Annotated in this window: 21 protein-coding genes and 3 pseudogenes; 11 read left to right on the top strand and 13 right to left on the bottom strand. The window is 68.8% G+C overall.

From position 1 onward, the window contains the following. Positions 1-8: 8 nt before the first annotated feature. The 4 genes and pseudogenes from AB0J16_RS45565 to AB0J16_RS45580 all read right to left on the bottom strand — a co-directional run bounded on the left by AB0J16_RS45565 (position 9) and on the right by AB0J16_RS45580 (position 1532). Entirely contained in the window at positions 9-287 is a 279-nt protein-coding gene (locus AB0J16_RS45565; RefSeq protein WP_358551968.1) for an alpha-L-rhamnosidase C-terminal domain-containing protein, read from the bottom strand. Between the two features lie 101 nt (positions 288-388). Further along, positions 389-655, bottom strand: a pseudogene (locus tag AB0J16_RS45570) (hypothetical protein); the annotation flags it as partial. Positions 656-723: 68 nt separating this feature from the next. Further along, positions 724-1263 (bottom strand): annotated as a pseudogene (locus AB0J16_RS45575) (glycoside hydrolase family 2 TIM barrel-domain containing protein); the annotation flags it as partial. Beyond that, entirely contained in the window at positions 1260-1532 is a 273-nt protein-coding gene (locus AB0J16_RS45580; RefSeq protein ID WP_358551856.1) for a substrate-binding domain-containing protein, read from the bottom strand. The gene AB0J16_RS45580 and the pseudogene AB0J16_RS45575, both read right to left, overlap by 4 nt. Here AB0J16_RS45580 and AB0J16_RS45585 point away from each other — a divergent pair. The 3 genes from AB0J16_RS45585 to AB0J16_RS45595 are packed head-to-tail and all read left to right on the top strand — an operon-like array spanning position 1522 to position 2989. Then, positions 1522-1941 carry a hypothetical protein gene (locus tag AB0J16_RS45585; RefSeq protein ID WP_358551858.1) on the top strand — a complete coding sequence of 140 codons (420 nt, stop codon included), beginning with the start codon at positions 1522-1524 and terminating at the stop codon, positions 1939-1941. The two genes, AB0J16_RS45580 and AB0J16_RS45585, sit on opposite strands and share 11 nt — an antisense overlap. Continuing rightward, complete coding sequence (locus AB0J16_RS45590; RefSeq protein WP_358551860.1) at positions 1938-2399, top strand: sugar ABC transporter permease; 462 nt, start codon at positions 1938-1940, stop codon at positions 2397-2399. Before AB0J16_RS45585 ends, AB0J16_RS45590 begins: the two co-directional genes overlap by 4 nt. A 29-nt stretch (positions 2400-2428) precedes the next feature. Beyond that, on the top strand, positions 2429-2989 hold the full coding sequence (locus AB0J16_RS45595; protein WP_358551862.1) for a carbohydrate ABC transporter permease: 561 nt from the start codon (positions 2429-2431) through the stop codon (positions 2987-2989). A 28-nt stretch (positions 2990-3017) separates the two neighbouring features. On the opposite strand, the gene AB0J16_RS45600 is transcribed toward AB0J16_RS45595, so the two are convergent. The 3 genes from AB0J16_RS45600 to AB0J16_RS45610 form a co-directional block, all read right to left on the bottom strand. Further along, positions 3018-3392 (bottom strand): DUF6223 family protein, encoded by a 375-nt coding sequence (locus tag AB0J16_RS45600; protein WP_358551864.1) that lies wholly within the window; start codon positions 3390-3392, stop codon positions 3018-3020. Between the two features lie 50 nt (positions 3393-3442). Next, a complete protein-coding gene (locus AB0J16_RS45605) occupies positions 3443-4150 on the bottom strand; it encodes a sulfotransferase family protein (protein ID WP_358551866.1) in 708 nt (235 codons plus the stop codon). Between the two features lie 190 nt (positions 4151-4340). After that, positions 4341-4742 carry a DUF6223 family protein gene (locus AB0J16_RS45610; protein ID WP_358551868.1) on the bottom strand — a complete coding sequence of 134 codons (402 nt, stop codon included), beginning with the start codon at positions 4740-4742 and terminating at the stop codon, positions 4341-4343. A 260-nt stretch (positions 4743-5002) separates the two neighbouring features. Here AB0J16_RS45610 and AB0J16_RS45615 point away from each other — a divergent pair, with 260 nt between their 5' ends. The 5 genes from AB0J16_RS45615 to AB0J16_RS45635 all read left to right on the top strand — a co-directional run bounded on the left by AB0J16_RS45615 (position 5003) and on the right by AB0J16_RS45635 (position 13871). Beyond that, positions 5003-6271 (top strand): sensor histidine kinase, encoded by a 1269-nt coding sequence (locus tag AB0J16_RS45615; RefSeq protein WP_358551870.1) that lies wholly within the window; start codon positions 5003-5005, stop codon positions 6269-6271. Then, entirely contained in the window at positions 6268-6966 is a 699-nt protein-coding gene (locus AB0J16_RS45620; RefSeq protein WP_358551872.1) for a response regulator transcription factor, read from the top strand. Before AB0J16_RS45615 ends, AB0J16_RS45620 begins: the two co-directional genes overlap by 4 nt. A gap of 455 nt (positions 6967-7421) precedes the next feature. After that, positions 7422-8549: a lectin gene (locus AB0J16_RS45625; RefSeq protein WP_358551874.1), complete on the top strand. Its 1128-nt coding sequence runs from the start codon at positions 7422-7424 to the stop codon at positions 8547-8549. A gap of 123 nt (positions 8550-8672) precedes the next feature. Then, entirely contained in the window at positions 8673-10250 is a 1578-nt protein-coding gene (locus AB0J16_RS45630) for a ricin-type beta-trefoil lectin domain protein (protein ID WP_358551876.1), read from the top strand. Between the two features lie 78 nt (positions 10251-10328). After that, positions 10329-13871 (top strand): serine/threonine-protein kinase, encoded by a 3543-nt coding sequence (locus AB0J16_RS45635; protein WP_358551878.1) that lies wholly within the window; start codon positions 10329-10331, stop codon positions 13869-13871. On the opposite strand, the gene AB0J16_RS45640 is transcribed toward AB0J16_RS45635, so the two are convergent. The 3 genes from AB0J16_RS45640 to AB0J16_RS45650 all read right to left on the bottom strand — a co-directional run bounded on the left by AB0J16_RS45640 (position 13872) and on the right by AB0J16_RS45650 (position 19678). Then, a complete protein-coding gene (locus tag AB0J16_RS45640; protein WP_358551880.1) occupies positions 13872-16391 on the bottom strand; it encodes an MFS transporter in 2520 nt (839 codons plus the stop codon). Then, positions 16388-18208, bottom strand: coding sequence for an NAD(P)/FAD-dependent oxidoreductase (locus tag AB0J16_RS45645; protein ID WP_358551882.1), 1821 nt, complete (start codon positions 18206-18208; stop codon positions 16388-16390). The genes AB0J16_RS45640 and AB0J16_RS45645 overlap by 4 nt, the downstream gene beginning before the upstream one ends. Positions 18209-18370: 162 nt before the next feature. Beyond that, on the bottom strand, positions 18371-19678 hold the full coding sequence (locus tag AB0J16_RS45650) for a TetR family transcriptional regulator (protein ID WP_358551884.1): 1308 nt from the start codon (positions 19676-19678) through the stop codon (positions 18371-18373). A 237-nt stretch (positions 19679-19915) separates the two neighbouring features. Here AB0J16_RS45650 and AB0J16_RS45655 point away from each other — a divergent pair, with 237 nt between their 5' ends. From AB0J16_RS45655 to AB0J16_RS45665, 3 genes and pseudogenes are all read left to right on the top strand, one after another. Beyond that, on the top strand, positions 19916-20548 hold the full coding sequence (locus tag AB0J16_RS45655; protein ID WP_358551886.1) for a GNAT family N-acetyltransferase: 633 nt from the start codon (positions 19916-19918) through the stop codon (positions 20546-20548). 10 nt (positions 20549-20558) lie between these two features. Beyond that, a pseudogene (locus AB0J16_RS45660) lies at positions 20559-20723 on the top strand (ABC transporter ATP-binding protein); the annotation flags it as partial. Positions 20724-21004: 281 nt separating this feature from the next. Continuing rightward, positions 21005-21550, top strand: a complete 546-nt coding sequence (locus tag AB0J16_RS45665; protein WP_358551888.1) for a hypothetical protein — start codon at positions 21005-21007, stop codon at positions 21548-21550. A gap of 19 nt (positions 21551-21569) precedes the next feature. Here AB0J16_RS45665 and AB0J16_RS45670 read toward each other — a convergent pair whose 3' ends face one another. From AB0J16_RS45670 to AB0J16_RS45680, 3 genes are all read right to left on the bottom strand, one after another. Further along, positions 21570-21959, bottom strand: a complete 390-nt coding sequence (locus tag AB0J16_RS45670) for a peptidase inhibitor family I36 protein (RefSeq protein ID WP_358551890.1) — start codon at positions 21957-21959, stop codon at positions 21570-21572. A gap of 127 nt (positions 21960-22086) precedes the next feature. Then, entirely contained in the window at positions 22087-22371 is a 285-nt protein-coding gene (locus tag AB0J16_RS45675) for a hypothetical protein (protein WP_358551892.1), read from the bottom strand. Positions 22372-22656: 285 nt separating this feature from the next. Further along, entirely contained in the window at positions 22657-24876 is a 2220-nt protein-coding gene (locus AB0J16_RS45680; protein ID WP_358551894.1) for an NADP-dependent isocitrate dehydrogenase, read from the bottom strand. Between the last annotated feature and the right edge of the window lie 104 nt (positions 24877-24980).

Consider the following 24980-nt stretch of genomic DNA (forward strand, 5'->3'; position numbering starts at 1 on the left):
AGCTGAAGCTAGCGGCTTCTGTACAGATCAGTCAAGAATGTGTGTGAGCCGCCGCCGAACTGGCGACTGTGGCCGCCGGGAAGGACGAGCCGCGCGGTCGCACCGGCGGGGACCTGGAGGCCGACGTCCCATTGGTCCCCCGTGCGCGCCCACTCGACCGTGGCGACGCCGCGGACGGTGCCATGGGAGATGCGGCCCCAGGTGACGCGGTCATCGACGACCGGGCGGATGTCGAAGGACGCCCAGCCGGGACTGGTCGCCCGCAGCCCACCGACACGCTGCTGGATCCAGCCCGCGGGTCACCGGTCCGGTTTTCGACCGTGACCAGTACCTCGGCCGGGTCGCAGTCTGGGGCGACGGCGGTCAGGCGAATGGCGCCGGGTGCGGTCGGCTTCACCACGGCGAGTGCGCGGCCCTGGTAGGTGTGGTGCTCGGTCGCGTCGAACCGTTCCTTGTTCGACGGGTCGGCGCTGCCGAAGCCGAGCAGCGTCCCGTCGCCGGAGACCTCCACGCGTACGGGCCGGTCGGCCGCGGTGTGCACTGTCCCGGCCGCATCGACCAAGGTGACGGTGATGTAGGCGAGGTCGCCGACGTCAGCCGTGATGCCCGGTTGTAGTCCTTGGCCACCATCGCCTCGATATCGCGTTCCCACCATTCGGGGAAATCGAGGCTGTAGTCGAACGGACTCTTACCCCAGGTCCACATGTCGAACGCCTCGTCCACCACCAGCATGCCCAGACGGTCGCAGGCGTCGAGCATCGCGATGCTCATCGGATGGTGGGACATGCGGATCGCGTTGAAACCCGCGTCCTTGAGCAGCCGCACGCGGCGCTCCTCGGCTTGGGCGAACGTGGCGGCGCCCAGCGGTCCGTTGTCATGGTGCACGCAGGCGCCGCGCAGCTTGACCGTCTCGCCGTTGATCCGCAACCCGTGCTCGGGGTCCAAGCGCAAGGACCGGATGCCGAAGGCGACCTCCACGGCGTCGACGTCCGACGTGCCCGAGTCCGGCACCACGCCCGACGCGCCCGAGTCCGGCACCACGCCCGTTATGAAGAACCGCGAGTATCCGTACGGGCGCTGCCCGGCGTAGTTTCCGTTGACGAACACGGTGGCGTCCCGGTAGACGCCCTCGAACTCCAGGATGATCCGCTTGCCCCGGTGCTCCTCGGGAGCGGAGAACATCTTGCGGTACTCGTACGCGCCCCCGGGGAAGTAAGCGGTCGCCACGCCGTCCGCGGTGGCCTCACGGTCGCGGCTGATCATCGCGTCGTGCGCCTGGTGTTGTCGTAGCCGGCCACGGAGACGTCGCCCGGGGCGGACAGGCCGGCCTCGTGCAGCGCGGCCAGGACGCCTAGAGCCGCCTCGTCGGAACCGGCGAAGATCGCGGTGGGGCGCGGAGAGCGGCTCAGCAACTCGCGGGCGCCGCGATGGCCGCCTTCCTCGGAGTAGGAGGTCGCGGCGACGGCGATCTCGTCGGCGAACCCGTGATCACGCATCACGCGCTCGTAGGTCTCGGCTCTGATGCGCGGCATCTGGCCGGCCGAGGACTACTTCTCCACCGGGCTGCCCAAGGCCCCCGGAAGCGTCCACGAGCCGCGCTCGCCGGGTGTCCCCGGGAAGGGCGCGGTGATCAACCCGAGGGGCGACCATCCTGAGCAGGCGCTCGCGTTCGTGAAGTGGCTGACCGAGCCCGCGCAGCAGGCGGTGTTCGCCAAGGTCGCTCGCATCCTGCCCAGCAACCCGGAACTCCTCGCCGGCGAGGACATCCCCGACCAACTCGCGGGCTTCGCCGCCGGGGTGAAGGGCATGCAGGTCATGTCGACGACCTTCAAGCCTGACGTGATCACCGCGATCAAGGCGGAGTCCCAGCGCCTGGTGCTGGGGGCGATGGTGGACGACGTACTCGCCAAGGTCCAGGCGGCGCAGGACCGCACGTCATGACGACGTCGCGACTCGCGGTTCCCGTGGGGCGGCGAAGGCCGCCGCGCTGCCCGTCGTGGCGGCGGTGTTCGTCTGGTTTCACTGGGGGGTTCGGCTTCCTGCTCTTCCTCGCGGGGCTGCAGGACGTGCCGAAGGAACTGTACGAGGCCGCCGACCTCGACGGCGCGAACCGCTGGTCGAAGTTCCGGTACATCACCTGGCCACAGCTGGCACCGGTCACGTCGATCGTGAGTCTTCTGACCCTGCTCGCCGCGCTCCAGATCTTCGGGACCGTGCAGGTGCTGACCAACGGCGGACCGGGCCAGCACACGATGGTGCCGACCCTCGCGATCTACAACGAGGCGTTCGTCAACTGGCGTTACGGCAGCGCCGCGGCCATGTCGGTCATCTTCGGCGGCGCCCTCGTACTGCTGTCCGTGATCCAGCTCGCGATCACCAGACGGAGGTCCCGCGTATGAGCGGCCGGACGACAGGAAGTGCCGACGAGATGTCCATCGCTTCAGAACCTCGTCGGAGGATACGCCTCGACAAGGTCGGCCTGTACGGACTGCTGGGCGTCGCCGCACTGATCGCGCTGTTCCCCCTGTTGTGGATGCTGTCCGGATCACTGCAGAGCCTCACGGAGCTGCTGTCGAACGACAGCTTCCTGCCCGCCGACCCGCAGTGGGGCAACTACGTGACCGCGTGGGTCCAGGGCGAGCTCGGCGTCTACCTGCGCAACAGCGTGATCTACACGGGCTCCGCCGTCCTCGGCATCCTGCTGGTGTCCAGCCTCGCCGGGTACGCGCTCGCGCGACTCGACTTCGCGGGCAAGGGCGTGTTCACGGGGCTGGGGGCGTGGAACGAGTACCTCATGGCGCTCGTCCTGTTCGACGACAACTCCCTCATGCCCGTCCAGCGCGGTCTGACCGCCTTCACCTCCGCCGAGACGCCACAGCAGCAGATCCTCCTGGCCGCCACGACCATCTCGATCGTGCCGGTGGTGGTCTTCTATCTGCTGGCGCAGCGTCACATCGTGAAGGGCATCGGCGCGGGCGCGATCAAGTAGGCCGCGTCAGCTCCTCCGTCGGTGGGCTTCAAGCCTTGCGGCGGGAGCGGGCCAGAACCAGCCCACCGAGGACCATGGCGATCGGGCCGACCACCAGATCCACGTAGCCCCCGACTATTCCGTAGCCGGTGCCGGGACCACCGTCGGCGGCGGCCACAACCAGTCCGCCGATGACCGTGCAGACCAGCCCCGCAGGCAGGGCGACGATGGCCCCCCTTCTCCCGTTTCCGGTGCCGATACGACCGGCGGAGCGGGCCAGAGCCAGCCCGCCGATGACGACGCCGGCCAGCCCCAGCAGCGCGGCCACCGCGGACCAGAGACGCCCGGCGGTCAAGGTGTAAGCATCGACGGGCTGGACCAAAACGGGCGCGGCCGCGGCGGCTAGCGAGTTACGGAGGGACATGAAGATCCTTTCTGATGTATGACGGGGGTCGGCAGGCGCGGTGATGCCGTTCAATCGGGCGTGCCGGAAATGAAAGCCGAGTCGATGCCGCCATCGGTCAACAGTTGTCGCAGCGCGCGCTGCATGGTCTCGGAGTCGTTGAGGTGCGGGAACGGCTCGCCGGCGGGAGCGTCGACGCCCAGGAACCGGCAGAGCGGCTCCCAGCCCTCGCGGACGTCGAACACCAGGAGGCGATCCGCGGGCAGACTCTTCTGGACATCGGCCACGTGACGGTGGAACGCCGCTACCGCGATCTCCTCGTCGGGCATGCCCCGCTGGAAATCCCAGGTGTCGCCGAAAGTGGACTCTCCGATGAGATCGAGAACCGGGCGGAGCCTCTCCATCGTCCTGAGTACCGCGGCCCCCGCTTCAGGAAGATCCGGCGGCACGTCCCGGCGGGTGGCGATCAGAGTCTGCATGCTGAGATACCAGCGATGCGGATCGCGGACGGTCAGGACGACCTTCGCGTCCGGGTAGGCCTCCGCCTGCTCGCGCCAGAAGAAGCTCGCCGGCCAGTCCTGGGTGGATGGATAGCCGTCGAGCACGCTGTCCCAGTCCAGCCGCAGGCCGGAGGCGGCGGGCAGCCACCGGTCGACGTGCTCGGGATTGCTCCCGATTTCGGCCATGTGGTAGCAAGGACCGAATCCCAGCCTTTCCAGCGCGGCCTTCATCGATCTGGTTCCGGTACGCGGGAATCCCGCGCCGATCACGTGTAACACGTCAGCCTCCTGCTGTAGCGGCCGCGGCGTTCACCTTTCGGCAGACGTTGACCGCGGCCTTGGCGTAGGTGTCGGACTGGTGAGGCAGGGTGTGCCGATCCCGTGCGTACAGGCGAACAGAACCGGCTGGGCGATGATCGAGGTGTGTACGGTCGTCAGGGTCTCGATCGCGGGCTTGTATTCGCTGGAGTCAGTCGCTCAGCTCGGGTTGGCGGGAGCGGGTCAGAGCCAGCCCGCCGAGGACCGCACCGACCAGCCCCAGCACCAGGGCCACGGCCGCCCCGAATACTCCGTTGCCGGTGCCGAGACCGCCGTCGGCGACAGCCAGCTTCACCGCGCCGTTGAGCCCGCCGGTCAGCCCCACCACCAGGGCCACGCTGGCTCCCCTCCTCCCGCCGTTGCTGGTACGACGGGCGGAGCGCAGCGCCAGGCAGCCGATGACCACGCCGCCCAGCGCCACCAGTGCGGCCACACTGGCCCAGATTCGCGCGGGGGTTCCGATGAAAGTATCCACACCTTGGGCCGCGCATTCTGCCTGCGTCGTACAAACTGGCGAGGTCGCCTGTGCGGCAAGCACCAGCAGGACGGACATTGAGCTTCCTTTCGGTCGGATGACGGACGCCCGCAGCGTGTCCAGCGCGGTGGATCGCCGGTGCCGGTGACGAAAGCGAGCGTCTGGGAAGGTTCGCGGAATCGATCATCGCGCCGTCGAGGCGGCCGCGGCCTCCGGCAGCGGATGGCGGCCACTACGCAGTTCCGCGTAGCCGACTCGTGCCTCGGTACGCCCGTCGTCGTAGGCGGCCGCGCCTCTGAGCGGAGTCTTCTCACGCGCGGGAACCGTAGGATCACGGCATGGAACATCGCGCCGTGTCGTTGCGCCTGCCGGTGCCGGCGCAGGATGTGTTGCTCGCGCTGTTCATCACCGTGATGCAGGTTCAGGGGACGATAGTCCGCAACACCGGCGAGGTGGTGCAGCGCCCCCTTACCGACCTCGGAAACCTGGGATATGTCCTGCTGGTCGCCAGTGGTGTGGTCGTCGTCGTCCGCCGCCGGTGGCCGGTGCCGGTCTTCGTCACCGCCGCGGTCGCTAGCTTGGTGTACTACACCCTTGGCTTCCCCGACGGGCCCGGCTGGCTCGGGCTCTTCGTCGCCCTGTACACCGTCGCCGCCTACGGGGACGGGCGCCGGTCGCTGGTGATCGCCGGCGTGGGCACCTCGGTGCTCGCCATCGCCTGGCTGGTCGCCGCGGCCGACATCGAGCCACGCGCCGCCATCGGCTGGGTGTACTTCCGGATCGGCGCGGCGGTCATGAGCGCGGCCCTCGGCGAGTCCGTCCGGTCCCGGCAGGTCATCGCGGCCGAAGCTCAGGAGCGCGCCGAGCTGGCCGAACGGACTCGCGAGGAGGAGGCGCGGGCGCGGGTGGACGCCGAACGGCTCCGGATCGCGCGCGAGGTCCACGACACCGTCGCGCACGCCATAGCGATCATCAACGTCCAGTCCGGTGTCACCGCGCACGTGCTCGACAAGAGGCCGGAAGTGGCGCGCGAGGCGCTGCGAGCGATCGAGCAGACGAGTTCCCGGGCGCTGCGGGAGATGCGGGCCATCCTCGGCGTACTCCGTGACGACGACGGTGACGACAACGACGGGCGCGTGCCGTACCCCGGGCTGGGGCAGATCGACGAACTGGCCGCCAAGGCCCGCGCGGCCGGACTCGACATCGAGCTCGAGGAGACCTCGTCCGCGGCGCCGTTGCCGAGTGCGGTGGGCAGTGTCGCCTATCGGATCCTTCAGGAATCGATCACCAACGTGATCCGCCACGTCGGCCCGACCCGGGTGACGGTCGCGCTGAACCCCGGGCTGGAGGTCTTGGAGATCCGCGTGACCGACGAGGGCCGCCGTGCCACCTCAGGTGATGAGCCCACGGCTGCGCACCCACCGGCGCGGCAGCTGACCGGCACCGCCGGCTCGGCCCCCGCCCAGCCGGCGCCCGGCCGCGGGATCCTCGGCATGCGCGAGCGCTGTCAACTGCTGGGCGGAGAACTCGACGCCAGGCCGCTTCCGGGCGGCGGGTTCGAAGTCAAGGCACGACTGCCCCTCGCGCCGACCGGGTCGCGCCTGTGAACGCGGCGGCCGGCTCACCGTTGACCGACGCTCCGATCAAGGTGCTCGTCGCCGACGACGAGGGTCTCGTGCGTTCCGGGTTCAAGGTCCTGCTCGACCTCGAGGACGACATCACGGTGGTGGGAGAGGCCACCAACGGCGCGGAAGCCGTCGAGCGGGCCGGCGCCACCCGCCCCGACGTCGTGCTCATGGACATCCGCATGCCGAAGGTGGACGGGATTCAGGCCACCGCCCGGATCGCCCAGACGCGCGGATTGGAGCAGGTCCGGGTCCTCATTCTCACCACCTACGACACCGACGAGTACGTCTTCGACGCCTTGCAGGCCGGTGCCAGCGGCTTCCTGCTCAAAGACGCCGGACCGGCCGAGCTCCTGCATGCCATCCGGGTGGTCGCCGCCGGGGACGCGTTGCTCGCGCCGCGGATCACCCGACGCCTCATCGGCCAGTTCACCGCGCGCCGAACAGCCGCGCAGGCCGCGGAGGACCGGCTCGCGGTGCTGACCGGGCGCGAGCGCGAAGTGCTGGCCCTGGTGGGGCAGGGCCTGAGCAACAGCGAGATCGGTACCGAGTTGTTTCTCAGCCCGGCCACCGCGCGCACCCATGTCAGCCACGCCATGGCGAAGCTGGGTGCGCGCGACCGTGCGCAACTGGTCGTCATCGCTTACCAGACAGGACTGGTCAGCCCCGCGATGTAGGACACGGCCAGGCCGCGTTCGGGCGGCGGCTGGGACATCGTCATGCCACGCCGCCAAGGGATGAACGTTTCATCACCTGCCCCGCTGTGGCAGCGGGACCGCACGCCGTCAGGCCAGATCGGGCCGCTCCGGGGAGCGGCGGAACCGTGATGGAGGGGGCGGACCCTTGACGGATCTTGTCACGTCATATTTGCTCCGCCACACCACACCATCTCAGTCGGTGTACGTGGAAGGAGCTCTGGGTCCCGATGGACTGTTAGCGCTCACAATGGCAAACGGGAGCGACGCACTCCCCCTTTTTCGCACGTTCTGGCAGATGAGGAGTCCTTCCGGCTCACCCTCGGCTGCCGTATCCGTACTCCGAGAACTCGTTCACGAGGTTAAGGATCCAGTATGTTAGCGCGAACACTACCGATCGACGCTCCCTGCTCGCTGACAGTGGCGAGGCGTTGAGCATGCGTACATGGAGACGATGGTGGACCGTCGCGCTCACGGCCGTCGCCTTGGTGGTAGCGGGAGTAGCGACACAGGCGGGGGTCGCCGGCGCGGAGTCCAACGGCGGGGTGCGGGTCATGCCGTTGGGCGACTCGATCACCGAGGGCACGCAGGTGCCGGGCGGGTACCGGATCGGGCTGTGGCAGCGCCTGGCCGCCGGCCGCTACACGGTCGACTTCGTCGGCTCGCAGTTCAATGGGCCGGGCAGCCTGGGTGACCACGATCACGAGGGTCATCCCGGGTGGCGGATCGACCAGATCGACGCGAACATCACCGGCTGGCTGCGTACGTACACACCGCGCACGCTGCTGCTGCACATCGGCACCAACGACGTCCTGCAGAACTACAACCTGGCCGGTGCCCCGCAGCGACTGTCCACGCTGATCGACCACATCACCACAGCCGTGCCGGACGCCGATGTCCTCGTCGCGACCATCATCCCGCTGTCCAACTCCGGTCAGGAGTCCGCCGCCCGGACCTTCAACGCGGCGATCCCCGGCATCGTCCAGAGCAAGGTGAACAGCGGCAAGCACGTCCACCTGGTCGACATGCACAGCAAGTTGACCACCTCCGACCTGATCGACGGCATCCACCCCACCGCCGGCGGATACGACAAGATGGCCGCCGCCTGGTACAGCGCGCTGCAGTCGGTATCCGGCAGCATCGGCCAACCCGGGGGCGGCAACCCCACGCCAGGTGCGGGGGCGATCAGAGGCGTGGGTTCGGGCCGATGCCTGGATGTCTCCGCCGCCTCGCAGGCGAACGGCGCGGCGGTGCAGATCTGGGACTGCAACGGTCAGTCCAACCAGAGCTGGACGCCGACCAGCGCGGGCGAGTTGCGGGTTTACGGCAACAAGTGCCTGGACGTGTACAACCGCAGCAGCGCCGACGGCGCCCAGGTGGTGATCTGGGACTGCAACGGACAGAGCAACCAGCAGTGGCGCTTCAACTCCGACGGCACCATCACGGCGGTCGGCGCGAACAAATGCCTGGACGTGCCGAACTACTCCACCGCCAACGGCGTCAAGCTGCAGATCTGGTCCTGCGGCGGCGCCGCCAACCAGCGCTGGAGCCGTTCCGACCCATGACATCTCTCTCCGGGGCCGGCCGTCCGCCTGCGCGCCGTCACAGCTCCCGCGACCGTCACGAGAGCGCCCGCGAAGAGCGAGGGCAGACCGAGATCTTCTTGACACCCAGTAGGCAGGGATGAGATGCGCAGAATTCTTGGCCTGGTAACGGCGGCGGCACTCCTGGCCGGCTCCATCGTCGCGATCGGCGGTGCGGCATCGCCCGCCGCCGCGCTGGACAACGGTCTGGCCCGTACACCCCCGATGGGCTGGAACGACTGGAACAGCTTCGGCTGCAACGTCAACGACGGCCTGATCCGCCAGTCGGCCGACACCATGGTCTCCAGCGGCATGGCGGCGGCGGGCTACACCTACGTCAACATCGACGACTGCTGGTCCACCAAGAGCCGCAATTCCAGCGGCGACCTGGTGCCGGATCCGCAGAAGTTCCCCAACGGCATCAAGGCCCTGGCCGACTACGTCCACTCGAAAGGACTCAAGCTCGGCATCTACTCCTCGGCCGGAACCACGACGTGCGCGGGGTACCCGGCCAGCCTGGGCAACGAGCGGCGGGACGCGGCCCTGTGGGCGTCCTGGGGGATCGACTACCTGAAGTACGACAACTGCGGTGACCACAAGGGCATGAACGGACAGCAGCGGTACACGGCCATGCGCGACGCACTGGCCGCCACCGGCCGTCCGATCGTGTACAGCCTGTGCAACTGGGGGCAGGAGAGCGTGTGGACCTGGGGGATGCCGGTGGGCAACTCCTGGCGCGACACCGGTGACATCGGGGCGAACTGGAACTCGATCATGGGCATCCTGGACCAGCAGGTCGGGCTCGAAGCCTACTCGGGCCCGGGCGGGTGGAACGACCCCGACATGCTGGAGGTGGGCGTCGGCGGGGTGACGGGGACCGAGGGCCGCGCGCACTTCAGTCTGTGGTCGCTGCTGAACGCGCCGCTCCTCGCCGGAAACGACATCCGCACGATGAGCGCCGACACGCGCACGATCCTCACCAACACCGAGGTCATCGCGGTCGACCAGGACTGGGGCGGCAGGCAGGGCCACAAGATCAGCGACAACGGGAACCTGGAGGTCTGGCGCAAACCGATGTCGAACAGCTCGGTCGCGGTCGTGCTGCTCAACCGGGGCACCTCGACCTCGACCGTCTCCACCACCGCCTCCGCCTTGGGGCTCGGGACCGCGTCCTCCTACTCGGTACGCGACCTGTGGGCGCACACGACGTCCACTTCGTCCGGGGCGATCAGCGCGTCGGTCCCCGGGCATGGGGCGGCCATGTACGTCGTGACCGGAGGAGGCATCGTCACGCCGCCCGCGGGCGCGATCAAGGGGGTGGGCTCGGGCCGATGCCTGGACGTCGTCGACGCCTCGCAGGCCAACGGCGCGCAGGCGCAGATCTGGGACTGCGGCGGCCAGGCCAGTCAGCAGTGGGCGCCGACCGCGAGCGGTGAGCTGCGGGTCTACGGCGGCAAGTGCCTGGACGTTTACAACAGGGGAACCGCCAATGGCACCAATGTCATCATCTGGGAGTGCAACGGCCAGGACAATCAGCAATGGCGCTTCAACTCCGACGGCACCATCACGGCGGTCGGCGCGAACAAATGCCTGGACGTGCCGAACAACGCCACCGCCAACGGCACCAAGCTGACCATCTGGACGTGCAACGGCGGCTCCAACCAACGCTGGACCCGCACCTGACCTGGCTCGCCGTGCGCCGGCCGACCGGCATCGATCCGACGCGGGAACTTTGCCGGCCGGTCGGGCATCTAACCCGCCGTGGAAGCACTGATCGCGGGAGATCCGGAGCACATCGGGGAGTACTGGCTCGCGGGCCGGCTCGGCTCCGGAGGCCAAGGTGTGGTGTACGACGCCTACGATCGTGACGGGCGCAGGGTCGCGCTCAAAGTGCTCCACTCGGCCAGCGACGAGGGCCGCGACCGGTTCGCCAAGGAGGCGACCGCCGCCGGCCGGGTGGCCTCGTTCTGCACGGCCAGGGTGCTGGCCGCCGACATGTCGGGCAGCAAGCCGTACATCGTCAGCGAGTATGTGCCGGGGCCGAGCCTGCGCCAGGCGGTCGGCCAGGGGCGCAAGTTCACCGGGGACGACCTGCACAGGCTGGCCACCGCGATCGCCACCGCATTGACCACGGTGCACGACGCGGGCGTGATACACCGAGACCTCAAGCCGGACAACGTGCTGCTCAGCCCCGACGGTCCACGGGTGATCGACTTCGGCATCGCGCGGACCTTGGACATGTCGCTGACCAAGACCGGTGAGGTGTCCGGTACGCCCACCTACATGGCGCCTGAGGTGTTCACCGGGCAGCGGGCGGGCGCGCCCGCCGACGTTTTCGCCTGGGGTGCGATCATGGTGTTCGCCGCCACGGGCGAGGACCCGTTCCGAGCGGACAACTTGGGCGGGGTCATGCACCGGGTACTGTCGGCGCGGCCCGACCTGAGTGAGCTGCCGCCGCGACTGACCTCGCTGGTGGCCGCCGCGCTGGAGAAGGACCCTTCGGCCCGGCCCTCGGCACGCGACCTGCTCCTCGCGCTGGTCAGCGGCGGCGACTCGGACATGCGCGGGCTGCTGACCGCGGGCAGCCGTGCGGCCAGTGGCGTGCACGTGCCCGGCACCGCCGATCCGGCGCTCGGCACGATCGCCGAGGACGCCTACGGCGCGCTCGCGCCTGAGGTGCGGGAACTGGCCGCCGAGGTCTTCCTCCGTATGGTGTCCGTCACCGACGACGGGCACGAGAGCGTCCGCTGGGTGCTGAAGGACGAACTGTTCGCCGGCCGCTCGGAGCCGGAGGTCCAGGCCATCGAGCGGATTCTGCGGGCCTTCTCCTACCTGGTGACGCAGAAGGACGAGGCGGTCGCGCTGGCGCATCCCGCTCTGCTGCGTGCCTGGCCACGGCTGCGGATGTGGGTGGACGGTGACCGTGACGGCCTTGCCGTACTGGGTCAGATCAGTTACGCGGCGCGCCAGTGGGCCGAGAACGGGCGCAAGGACGGCGATCTGCTGCGGGGCAGCAGCCTGGACCACGCGCTGACCTGGGCGGCCACCGGGCGCAGGCACGTCACGCTGACCCCGAGGGAGCGTGATTTCCTTGCCGCGGGCACGGAGCTGACCAGGAAGAACATCCGCCGCAGGCGGCTGACCACGGTGGCGCTGGGCGTACTGCTGGCGGTGGCGGTGGCCGCGGGAAGTGTCGCGGTGGTGCAGGGCAGGCAGGTCGCCGAGCAGAGTCGCGTGGTGGCCCGGCAGCGCGACCAGGCCATAGGACGGCAGGTCGCGGCCGAGGCCGACAAGCTGCGTACCACCGACCCGGCCAAGGCGATGCTGCTCAGCGTGGCCGGCTGGCGGCTGGCCTCGGGCCCCGACACCAGGCAGAGTCTGATGACCTCGCTGACGATGCCGGAGAGCATGGCCTTCCGCGACCCGGGCGCCAAAGGGGTCTCCGCGGCCGCGGCGGCGGCCGACGGGCGCACGCGGGTCATCGCCGACGAGGACGGGGTACGGGTCTACGACGTCCCTTCGCGACGGCAGACGACCTCTTGGAAGTGGCCGAGCGGATTCGCCGCGCTGCCGTCGGTGGCCGCCCTCAGCCCGAGCGGCAGGACACTGGTGATCGTCAGCCGGGACACGGCGTACTCCTGGGACACCATGACGGGCAAGAAGCTGCACGAGCACCGCGTGGCAGCGGGGTCCCCCGGCGTGGACGTGGTCTTCGACGCGCATGAGAGCCTGGTCGCGGTGATGCGCGAGACCACGATGGTGTTCCTGTGGGACACCCGGACGGGCAGGTCCTACGCTCCGCGGCTGGAGGCCGACTCCGGCCCGGCCATCGCGCCCTCTGGCGCCTACATCGCGGGGATCGGCATCAACCAGGGCGGGCTGAAATTGATCCGCCTGCCTGACCTCACCGTGGACACCCGGATGCCGAAGAAGTGCGGCACCGCCGCGACGTTCACGGCGGACAGCCGGCGACTGCTGTGCGCCAACGGCGACATCGTGGCCTGGGATCTGCGCACAGCCAGGAAACTGCCCGACGAGGATCGGCCGTTCTGGCAGGAGTCGGCCTCGGACGACTTCTTGGCCACGTCTCTGCGGATCAGCCGGGACGGCAGGAGGCTGCTGGGTGTCGAGGGCAGGACGATCCACCTGTGGGACGCCGAGAAAGGCGATGATCTCTACACCTACGTGGCGGAGGGCGAGCCGGACGAGGCCTGGCCGGACCCTGACGGCAAGACCATCCGATACCTGCTCGAAAACTCGATCATCACCCTCGGCATCGGCTCCCGCGTCTCTCGCGGCAGGCTGCCGAGCGGGTACGAGGTCGGCGGGTTCAGCCAGGACGGCCGATTGATCGCCGCCGAGAAGGACGACGCGCCCACACGCGTCTGGGACACGCGCCGCCTGGGCGTGCCGTTGGCCGGCAGCGAGGGCACCACCGGTTCGCTGTTCGATCCGGCGGGCAAGAGGCTGGCCGCCACCGGCGAGGGCTCGGGGGTCTCCGTCTGGGACGTGGCCACGGGCAGGCGGCTCTGGCACTATCCCATTCCCAAGGAGCGGTCCGTCAATTCAACGGCGTTCACTCCCGATGGCGCCAAGCTGGTGCTCTCGCTCGTGGAGATGAGCCAGCGGGACGCCGGAAACGAGCTGATCGTCCTGGCCGCCGACAGCGGCCGCGTGCTCACCCGGCACAAGCTCGACACCGGCACGGGGCTCGTCGCCTCGACCCGCGACGGCACGGCCATGGTGACCACCACCGGCAGAGTGCTCGACCTGGACACCGGCAAGCTCGTCGGCACCGGGTTCAACCGGGCGGGCTACAGCATCGCGGTCAGCCCCACGGCGCCGCTCCTGGCCCTCGGCACAGGCACGATCGAGCTGTGGGACAGCGCGAAGGGCGTCGAACTGTCGCCCGCCATGCGCGTGGCGAGCCATGCCGAGGTCGAATCCGTGCTCTTCAGCCATGACGGCACCCTGCTGGCAGCGATCAGCAGGTCCATCGGTGAGACCTTCGATGACGTGTACACCGCCCAGATCTGGGACGTCGCCTCACGGCAGCGGCTCGGCTCGTTTACCATCGACATCTTCGACCGGCTGGCGTTCAGCGCCGACGACGGCATGCTGTATGTCTCGGGCAACCAATCGGGGACCATCGCCCAGATACCGGTCGCTGGGGACCGCGTCGCCGAGCTCGTGTGCGGGCGGGCGGGTCGCACGCTGAGCCCCCAAGAGTGGGACCAGTATCTGACAGGTGCCCCCTATCGCGACATCTGCCCGCAGCTGACGTCCAAGGGTCCACCCTATTGATCATTTCTGGCTTTTCACCACGGCTTCCATAGCCTGCGGCTTACGCGCGTCCGCGTTCGTACGCAGGGTGATCGGCTTGAGCAGCAGCGCGGCGACCACACCGACGACGGCGACGGCGGCCGAGATGAGGAAGACGTGTCCGGTGGCGTCGCCGTAGGCGGTGGCCGGTGGCACGCCGTCGGCCGTGCCGGCGCCGACCTGACGGGCCAGGACCGCGCCGAGCACGGCGACGCCGACCGTGCCACCGAGGGAGCGGAAGAACACGACAGTAGCGCTGGCGGCGCCGATGTCGGTCAGCGCGACGGCGTTCTGCACGACGAGGACGAAGTTCTGCAGGGTCAGGCCGACGCCGGCGCCGACGAGCACCATCGCGAACCCGATGAGCGGCATCGGCGTGTGCTGGTCGAGCAGGCCGAGGATCACGAATCCGGCGGTCAGAGCGATGGTCCCGGTGATGAGGAACGGCTTGAGCTTTCCGGTACGGGTGACCAGCCGGCCGCCGACGATCGAGGAGATCAGGATGCCGGCCATCATCGGGATGGTGAGCAGGCCGGCCTCGGTGGGGGTGTGGCCGCGGCTGATCTGGAAGTACTGGGTGAGGAAGACGGTCGCGCCGTACATGGCGGTGCCGGCGGCGAGGCTGCCGAGGATCGCGAGGGCGGTGGCGCGTTGCCGGATGGCACGCAGCGGCACGATGGGCTCGGAGACCCGGGATTCGACCCAGAGCGCGACGCCGAGCAGCAGTATCGAGCCACCGACCATGGCGGCGGTCTGCCAGGAGGCCCAGGCGAAGGCGTCGTCGACGAAGGAGACCCAGATCAGCAGGAGGCTGACGCCAGCGGTGATGAGCGTGGCGCCCCAGTAGTCGATCTTCACGTTGTCGCGGCGGTAGATCGGCAGTCGCAGGGTCAGCTGCAGGATGATCAGCGCGACGATCGCGACGGGGATGCCGACGAAGAAGCACCAGCGCCAGCCCAGCCACGAGGTGTCGACGATGAAGCCGCCCAGCAGCGGGCCGCCGATGGTGGAGATCGAGGTGACACTGGACAGGTATCCGGCGTAGCGGCCACGTTCCCGGGGCGACACCAACGCGCCGATCGCGATGTTGACCAGGGTCTGCACCGCGCCGACGCCGACGCCTTGCAGGGCGCGGGCGGCGATCAGTTGCCCGACGACGTACACGGTGCCGTCGTTGACGGTGATGCCTTGCGGGGTGCCGAGCCCGTCGGCGAGCAGCCGGGGTACGCCGTCCTCGACGTGGTACACCGCGGCGAGCCGCTCGTCGCTGATGTAGCAGCGCTCGTCGGCGTCGACGGCCACGTCGACCGGGCGGCCGAGGCCCTCGACCAGCACACTGACCTGGTCGTCGTGGTCGATCGCGACGACGCGACCGGTGCCGGATTCGGCGACCACCAGGGTGCCGTCGGTGCGCACGGCGATGCCCAGCGGACGGTTCAGGCCGCTGGCCCTGGTGCGCACCGTGCCGGAGCGCCGGTCGTAAGTGCGGACGTGCCCGTACTGGGAGGTGGTGTGCAGCAGGTCACCGTCGGCGGCCACGCCGTGCACGAAGTTCAGCAGCTGGGTGGTGGTGACGTCTTCGCCAGATTGGTCGGCTTCGCCCTGTTGGTCTGCTTCGCCCTGTTGGTCGGTGGGCTGGGTGAGGCGGTAGTGGTCGGCCACGTGGATGCCGCCACCGAGATCGATGGTCACCCCGAAGGGGCCCCCGAGTCCCCGGGGCACGATCTGGCGGGTACGTCCGTCGGCCATGAGCTCGGCGACGCCGCCGTGGGCGTAGCTGGAGACGAACATCCGGTTGTCGGCGTCGAAGGCGGCGTTGTCCAGGGCGTTGAGTTCGCTGACGATGGCGGACCGGTCACCTGTGCCGGCCAGGTCGACGCGCGTGACGATCCCGCTCGCGCCGCGGGAGAGGACCAGCAGGGCGCCACCGCGATCGAAGCGCACGGCGACCGGATCCGGGACATCCGCGGCCACCAGTTCCGGCTCGCCGCCGTCGAGCGGGATGCGGAACACCTCACCGGTGAGCATGTGGGGGTAGTAGAGCCGCCCGTCCGGGCCGAGTTGCATGGCGTTGCCCATGGCCAGGCCGGCCGTGAGCACCGTGGGTTCCTCGCCTGCCGGGGACAGCTCCAGCAGGCGTCCGCCCGGGATCATCTCGTTGGCGAACACCCGGGTGCCGACGCAGGCGATGCCGTTGGGTGCGGTGATCTCATCGGTGACCAGCGCGAAGTCTCCGGCCGGGTCACGTCGCCACACCCGGCCCGGGACCAGGTCGGTCACGTACATCGCGCCGTCGGTGTCGAAGGCGAGGTCATCGGGGGCCTGCAGTGGCCCGTCCGATGGCACGACCACCTCGACGTCGCCGGTGGCCAGGTCGACGGCGCTGATCTGCCCGGCGAGGAACTGGGCCACGTACAGGCGTCCGTCGGGTCCGAAGGCCATGCCGTTCGATCCCCACAGCGGGCGCGCCCGGATCAGCTGCTCGACTTTCCGGCGGTTCATCGGTTGCCCGCCAGTACCTCGTCCATGCCGCCCTCGGTGCGCCAGCGGCGCAGCAGGTCGTGGAAGGCGACGGGGCCGGGCCCGTACGTCTGGCTGACCGGGCGTGGTTTGCCTTCGTTGTTGTAGTAGCCCGGCGTGCATTCGGCCTGGAACGCCCTGTTGTCCGGTGCCAGCTCCCGGATGGTGGTGACCCATGCGTCCTCGGCGTCACTGGTCGGCTCGACCGACGCGATGCCACGTCGGCGGGCCTCGGCGACCACGGCGCCGATGTGGGTGGCCTGTTCCTGCAGGATGTGCACGAAGTTGACCGCGGAGGAGTTCTGCAGTGAGCCCAGGTGGAACAGGTTCGGGAAGCCGTGGCTGTAGAAGCCGTGCAGCGTGCGAGGGCCCTGCCGCCGCCAGGTGTCGAGCAAGGCCGCGCCGCCCCGGCCGTACACCGGCAGGGAGCCGGAGACGATGCCGGAGAGGCCGACCTCGAAGCCGGTGGCGAAGATGACGCAGTCGACCTCGTACTCCTGCTCGCCGACCACGACCGCCGACTCCGTCATCCCGGTGATGCCACCGTGGTCGGCGGTGTCGACCAGAGTGACATTGGGGCGGTTGAACGTCTGCAGGTAGTGGTCGCTGAAGGTGGGCCGCTTGCACATGTAGCGGTACCAGGGCTTGAGCAGTTCCGCGGTGGCCGGGTCGCCGACGATCTCATCGACGCGGGCGCGGATCTGGTTCATCTTCTGAAAGTCGGCGATCTCGTCGAGGTATTCGCGCCGCTCGGGTGACAGGTCGGTGTCGACGGTGCCGGCCATCAGGTGACGTTGCAGCCGTGCGGTGCTGGTCCAGCCGTCATCGATCAGGTCCCGTTCGGCGAGCCCGCCGGTGACGACGGTGAGGAAGTTCCTCATCCGCTCCTGCTGCCAGCCGGGTTTGAGCGAAGCGGCCCAGGCCGGGTCGGTGGGGCGGTTGTCGCGCACGTCGACCGACGAGGGGGTGCGCTGGAAGACGTACAGGTGCTGCGAGTCGCGCCCCAGGTGCGGGATGACCTGGATCCCGGTGGCGCCGGTGCCCACCACGGCGACGCGCTTGTCGGCGAGCTCGTGCAGGCCGCCGTTCTGGCCGCCGCCGGTGTAGCCGTAATCCCAGCGGCTGGTGTGGAAGGTGTGCCCGCGAAACGTCTCGATGCCGGGGATGCCGGGCAGTTTCGGCTGGACCAGGGTGCCGGCGGACATCACGACATAGCGGGCCCTGAAGTCGTCGCCACGGTCGGTGCGCACCTGCCATTCGGCCGCGGCGTCGTCCCAGCGCAGCTCGGTGACGCGGGTGTGGAACAGCGTGTCGCGGTACAGGTCGTAGAGTTCGGCGAGCGCGACGGCGTGCCGGCGGATCTCCTCGCCGGGTGCGTATCGCATGGTGGGCAGGTAGCCGGCCTCTTCGAGCAGCGGCAGGTAGATCGATGATTCGATGTCGCAGTGGATGCCCGGGTAGCGGTTCCAGTACCAAGTGCCGCGGAAGTCGCCGGCCTCGTCGAGCATCCGGATGTCGTCCACGCCGGCCTCACGGAGCTTGGCCCCGGTGAGCAGCCCGCCGAAGCCGCCACCCACCACCAGCGCCTCGACTCGGTCGCGGACCGGTTCCCGCTCGGCGCGTTCGGTGTACGGGTCAGCGGCGTAGTAGCCGAACTTGCCGCGGGCGCCCTGATACTGGGCGTTGCCGTCGGGCCGCAGCCGACGATCGCGTTCGTGGCGGTACCTGGCGCGCAGCACCTCCGGGTCGAAGCCCAGTTCCGCGACTGTGAAACGCGCAGGCGGCGAAGAGTGGTCCATGCATGCCCTTCCGATGCGGGAGCCGCTGAGTCATTGCCGCGCCTGAGGAGATGGCACGGGACATCGTCCGGCGCGGAGCCGGTCGGACGAGGCGGCAGACACGTTTGCAGCGGCGAATGATCGCCCCGTCGGAGAGAAGCTAACCGAATGCGTAAAATTAAGTCAAACGACTGCTTTAAAGTTTGCCCGCGGGGCGAGGTACAGCCCTTCGATGGCATCGATCAGCTCGGCGGCCGTGGCCGACCATGCCTCCCTGGCCGCCTCCACGTCGGACGGCAGCGTGCGCTCGCGATGGGCGCAGATGTGCACGAGCAGCGTGCGTGCCATGTCGTCACGTCGGCGGCGCAGCTCGGGGGAAAGCGCCGGAAGACAGCGGTGCAGGCCGCCGACGACCGTGTAGAAGTTGGGCGCGTCTTGCAGTCCCGCGGCCGCCAGCTCGCGTAGCTGCGGTTCGGTCATGATCTGAGCGGCGAGCCTGGCATACCAGGTCGGGGTTTCCAGGCTGCTCAGATGCTCGGTGAACGGCAGCACGACGCAGGCGACCCAGTCGCGCAGATCCGTACTGTCACTCCTGGTCCGCAGCAATCGTTCGCGGATCCGCTCCATCAGCGTGGTGTGGTGCTCGACGATCGCGCGCAGCAGGTCGGCCTTGGTGCCGAAGTGGTAGCCGACCGCGGCGTTGTTGCTCTGACCCGCGGCCTCGCTGATCTGGCGGTTGGAGACCGCGAATACCCCGTGCTCGGCGAACAGACGTTCGGCGGCCAGCAGGATCCGGCTCCGGGTCTGACCCGCCTTCGGTGTGGTTTTGCCGATGGCGGTGTCCGTGCATGCCTTCGGTGTGGTTTTGCCGATGGCGGTGTCCGTGCATGCCGCCGGCGCGGCGCAGATGGCCGCTGTACCGGCGGCGGCCAGCGCGAACATCTGGTCGAGGATCTCGAACAGCCGCGCCGGGCCGCTCTCGGAGTCCCACGCCATGACGCTTTCCCGGACGCAGGCGAGCGCCATGCCGCTCATCGTCCTGGCACTCAGGCCGGTGATGCCGCGGCTGCCGAGCCAGTCGGCGATGGACTCCTCGAGATGAGCGTCGGCCCCCGGGAGGAAGCGGTTCAGCTCGGGCTGGCCGGCCAGGATGCGCCGCCGCGCGGACACCGTCCGGAACTCCGCGGTCAGGAATGCCTTGAGAGCCCTGGTCAGGGCGACCCACGTGTCGGTGCCGACCTCCCGTACGAACAGATCCGCGAGTTGGGCCGCTTCGCCGGGGGCCGGGTCGAACAGGGCGCCCGCCTTGGTGTCGAAGTGGTTGAAGAAGGTGCGCCGGGACACACCGGCGGCCGCCGCGATGTCGTCGATCGACACGGCGGCGAATCCGCGCTGCTCGGCCAACGTCAGGGCGGCCTGACGCAGCCGTCGCCGGCGTTCGGCCTTGTCCGCGCCGCCTGTGGTCCGGGCGCCCGGGGACGTGGGGGTCACTCCAAGACAGTAGGACCTCGGCGCGTACGACGCATCTGCACTAAGTGCAAGCAGCTCTCCGGGGTTTGGTCCGCTCTGTGGTCCGGCGCGCGCCGGAGTCCATGAAGGCGTGCGGCGGAATTCCCGCCGAGGCCCTGGACAAGCCGGCAGGCCGCGCGTGGACGGCTCGCCCGCGCCACCCGACCGTCAACGGGTGAAGATCGCCTGCTCCATGTCCACGCGGCTAGGCTCTGGCCAATGAACGAGGCACGCAGGGCGACCGCGGCGGACGCCGCGGAGCTGGTCCGCTTGCGCGGAGTGTTGATGACCCAGCTGGCAGGGCACCGGTCGGCCGACGGCAGCTGGAAGGAGACCGCGGAGGCGATGCTCCGCGAGCGACTGGCCGAGCCGGATCCCACGCTGGTCGCCTTCGTCGTGGACCGACCGGCCCTGGTGGACCGGGCGCGGCTGCCGGACGGAGCGGGCCTGGCGGACCGGGCGGGTTTGTCGGAAAGGCCGGGGCCGCCGGAAGGGGCGGGGCTGCCGGAAGGGGCGGGGCTGCCAAACATCGCGGGCCGTCCGGACGGGGCGGGCCTGCTGGCCGCGTGTGCTGTCGGCACCGTGGAGTACCGGCTCCCGGGGCCGGGCAACCCCAGCGGCGAGATCGGATACGTCTTCAACGTCGTGACCGACCCCGCCCACCGGCGACGCGGCTACTCGCGCAGCTGCATGGCCGCGCTGCTCGACTGGTATCGCGACCGTGACATCCGGACGATCGACCTGCGCGCCTCCTCCGAGGGCGAACCGCTCTACCGCTCCCTGGGCTTCACCCTTTCGCGCGACCCCGCCATGCGGCTCCGCCTGCGGCCGCCGCAGCAGTCCCCTTCTTGAGAAGGAGGCCGCAGGTCTCGACCAGCCAACGGAAGGCCAGGTCTGGGTCGGGGACACCGAGTTTTCCGTACTGTCCGACGATCGGCTGACCGACCTGCGCCGGGACCGGATCGGGTTCGTCTTCCAGGCGTTCAACCTGCTGCCTACCCTGACCGCGCTGGAGAACATCCTCCTGCGGGCCAGCCCGCCGCGCCGCCCGTACCGACCTATTGACGGCCATCGCCGTCGGCTGATCAACCCATATCAGCAAGCGGCCTGAAAACCCATGGATGGCGTTGACGACAGGCGCAATGCCAGTCAAGAACGTCCGGTAAGTGTCCGGTCCGCGCCCTGGCCCGATGGTCTGTAGCGATGAAAAAGTAAAGAACATCCCGGCGATCATGGCAAGAATTGCGAGCGCTTCGGCGCCCCTCGAAAAAATCAGCAATGACCGAAAATCGCGAAACTGGAGCACCCATGAATTTCTCGGCACACCAGTTCACAGCCACCCGCACCCGCAGGCTCAGCTTGGCCGCGCTCGCCTTACTGGTGACCTGCGGCGCCACAGCCGCGCCGGCGTCGGCATCCGCTGCCAAGCCGGCCCCAACGCGCTACTGCTCTGTTCTACTGGACCCGATCAAGCAGGGAGAGAAGTTCTCCCGGGTGGTCCGCGAGGCATGCGCGGACACCGAGCAGGCGGCGGCCAAGGCCGCGGGCACCACCGCCAGCACGTTGCTCCTGCAACTGGCCACCGACATCAACATGGGAGGCACCGTGAAGAACTGGAGCGGAACGGCCGGCCCCTGCGACACCGCGGGTTACGGCATCCGCAATCTCGGTGATTTCAACGACACGATGTCCTCGTGGCGACAGGGCCATTCCCGCTGCAACTACGTCAACGTGTGGACCGACGAGGCATATCAGGGCAAGCACACGTACTGGCACAACTGGACCCAGGTGAACTACGTCGGCGCCGACTTCAACGACCAGATCACCTCGATCCACGTCCACTACGAGCCGTAAAGTGCCCCCGGAGCGACCGTCAGTCCGCGCTGGGGGACAAAGCCCTTACCGGGAACGGCGTGATGGGTTGCCCGCTTTGCGGATTGACGAATGCATTGCGGCCGGTGCAATTGGGAAGTTCCCAGACGCGAACAACAGAAGAAGTCGCGTTCCACACCGAGTAAAAGGCCTGACTCACGCCGCCGGTCCCCCAGCAGTATCCCGATGTAGGCGGATACCAGGAAACTCTGCTGCCCGCATGGTTCTGCTCCGTCCATGCGCACACCAATCCTTGGGCACACGGCGGAGTGGCAAGGGCGCCGGCCGCGGACGATGTTGATTGCGAGGCAGCGGCAGCGCTGGGCGAGGCGGCTCCGAGGAGGGCGGTAAATGCCGCGATTGCGATGGCGGTACGTCGTAAGTTCTGCATATCTGTAGATTTTCAGCCCGCCGGAGAGCTCTTTCCAGGGCATCGCGAGGGCGTTTGCCGGACATTAATTTTCGGCTGGGCGTTCGAGGCCAGTGCGCCACCCGGCGGCGTACTGTGCCGGATGGCGTCAGAATGAGAGCGAGGCCGCTGCGCCGCCGACGATCAGCACCCGGATCACGCGACGCCTCCTTCGAGAGCGGGGATGCGGGTGATCCGCGGCGTCCCCATCGCGGGCGGGGATGCACGCGGTCAAGGTGAACCCGCCGTCGGGCGCCCAGCTCGCGCTCAGTTCGCCCCCGAGGCGTTCGACCCGCTCGCGCAGGCCCACCTGCTGCCGGGTGACGGCGCGACAGGGCGGTGGCGCGTTGGTCACGGTCACGAGGAGTTCGGCAGGCGTGTAGCCCAGCCGCACTCCGCCGAGGCCCGGTCCGTGTGCTTGTGGATATCGGCCAGTGTTTCCTGTACGACCCGGTAGGCGGCACGTTCCACCACCGCCGGAAACGGGCGCCGCTCCCCTTCGATGCGCCGTACGATCGGCAAGCCCGCGGTCCGCGACTGGTCGAGCAGCGTCTCCTTTCGTCTACCCCGAACCCGCCTTGAGGATGATCTCTGGCCTACCGGGTTCTACCGGACGGCAGCGCCGCCCAGATTCCCCGAGCTGCGGCCAGAGACCATCTGCGGGACCGCGGACAGTGGGTCAGGCGAGGGTCGAGAGCGCCTCGTTGAAGGTCTCCGACGGGCGCATGACCGCGGCGGCCTTCGCCGGATCCGGCTGGTAGTAGCCGCCGATGTCGGCCGGCTTGCCCTGGACGGAGATCAGCTCGTCGGCGATCTTCTGCTCGTTGGCGGCGAGCGTCTCGGCGAGCGGGGCGAACGCCTTGGCGAGGTCGGCGTCGGCGGTCTGGCCGGCCAGCTCCTGTGCCCAGTACAGGGACAGGTAGAAGTGGCTGCCACGGTTGTCGGTACCGCCGACGCGACGGGTCGGGGACTTGTCCTCGTTGAGGAAGGTCGCCGTGGCGCGGTCGAGGGCGTCGGCGAGGACCTGGGCACGCTGGTTACCGGTCGTCTTCGCGTACTGCTCGAAGGCCGGCACCAGCGCGAAGAACTCGCCGAGCGAGTCCCAGCGCAGGTAGTTCTCCTTGACCAGCTGCTGGACGTGCTTCGGGGCGGAGCCCCCGGCGCCCGTCTCGAACAGGCCGCCGCCCGCCATCAGCGGGACGCTCGACAGCATCTTGGCGCTGGTGCCCAGCTCCAGAATCGGGAACAAGTCCGTCAGGTAGTCGCGCAGGACGTTGCCGGTGACGGAGATGGTGTTCTCGCCGCGGCGGATGCGCTCCACGGACAACTTGGTCGCCTCGACCGGGGACAGGATGCGGATGTCCAGGCCTTCGGTGTCGTGCTCCGTCAGATACCGCTTGACCTTCTCGATGAGCACGGCGTCGTGGGCGCGGTCCTCGTCCAGCCAGAACACGGCCGGGTCGCCGGTGGCGCGGGCGCGAGTGACGGCGAGCTGCACCCAATCCTTGATCGGGGCGTCCTTGGTCTGGCAGGCGCGGAAGACGTCCCCGGCGGAGACCGTCTGCTCGATCACGACGTTGCCGGCCTGGTCGACGAGACGGACGGTACCCGTGGTGGGAATCTCGAAGGTCTTGTCGTGGCTGCCGTACTCCTCGGCCTTCTGTGCCATCAGGCCGACATTCGGGACAGAGCCCATCGTGGCCGGGTCATAGGCGCCGTTGGCGCGGCAGTCGTCGAGCACGGCCTGGTAGATGCCGGAGTAGCTGGAGTCCGGGAGGACCGCGAGCGTGTCGTGCTCCTGGCCGTCCGGGCCCCACATGTGGCCGGAGGTGCGGATCATGGCCGGCATGGAGGCGTCGACGATGACATCGGACGGCACGTGCAGGTTGGTGATGCCCTTGTCGGAGTCGACCATGGCCAGTTTCGGGCCCTCGGCGAGCTCGGCGTCGAAGGATGCCTTGATCTCGGCGCCCTCGGGCAGGTTCTCCAGTCCCTTGTAGATGCCGCCCAGACCGTCGTTCGGGGTCAGACCGGCCGCGGCGAACGTCCCGCCGTACTTCGCGAACGTCTTCGGGAAGAAGGCGCGCACCACGTGACCGAAGATGATCGGGTCGGAGACCTTCATCATCGTGGTCTTCAGGTGCACGGAGAACAGGACGCCCTCCTCCTTGGCACGGGCGACCTGCGCGGTGAGGAACTCGCGCAGGGCGGCGACGCGCATCACCGAGGCGTCGACCACCTCGCCCTCGAGGACCGGCACGGACTCGCGCAGCACGATGGTGGAGCCGTCGTCCCCCTTCAGCTCGATGCGCAGCGAACCGGCCTCGGAGATCACCGCGGACTTCTCGGTAGAGCGGAAGTCGTCCACGCCCATGGTCGCCACGTTGGTCTTGGACTCGGCGGTCCAGGCGCCCATCCGGTGGGGGTGGGTCTTGGCGTAGTTCTTGACCGAGGCGAGAGCGCGGCGGTCGGAGTTGCCCTCGCGCAGCACGGGGTTCACCGCGGAGCCCTTGACCTTGTCGTAACGGGCGCGGATCTCCCGCTCCTCGTCGGTCTTCGGCTCGTCCGGGTAGTCCGGCAGCGCGTAGCCCTTGGCCTGCAGCTCGGCGACGGCCGCCTTCAACTGCGGGACGGAGGCGGAGATGTTGGGCAGCTTGACGATGTTGGCCAAGGGGGTCTTGGCCAGCTCGCCCAGCTCCGCGAGGTCGTCGTTGATCCGCTGATCTTCGTTGAGGTATTCGGGGAAGACCGCGAGGATGCGCCCGGCCAGCGAGATGTCACGGGACTCCACAGCGACACCCGCCTGCGAGGCGTACGCCCGGACCACTGGCAGGAAGGAATACGTCGCCAGGGCAGGGGCCTCGTCAGTGTGCGTGTAAATGATGGTCGGATCAGTCACCGGATTGCTCTACTCCCACATTTGCGAACATTTCATCAACTACATATCTATCGGGCGTAGGCAGGGGGCTGATCACTGCCTACGGGCACAGGCCGCACCCGCAG

The organism is Nonomuraea sp. NPDC049750, assembly GCF_040659625.1.
Classification (GTDB): Bacteria; Actinomycetota; Actinomycetes; order Streptosporangiales; family Streptosporangiaceae; genus Nonomuraea.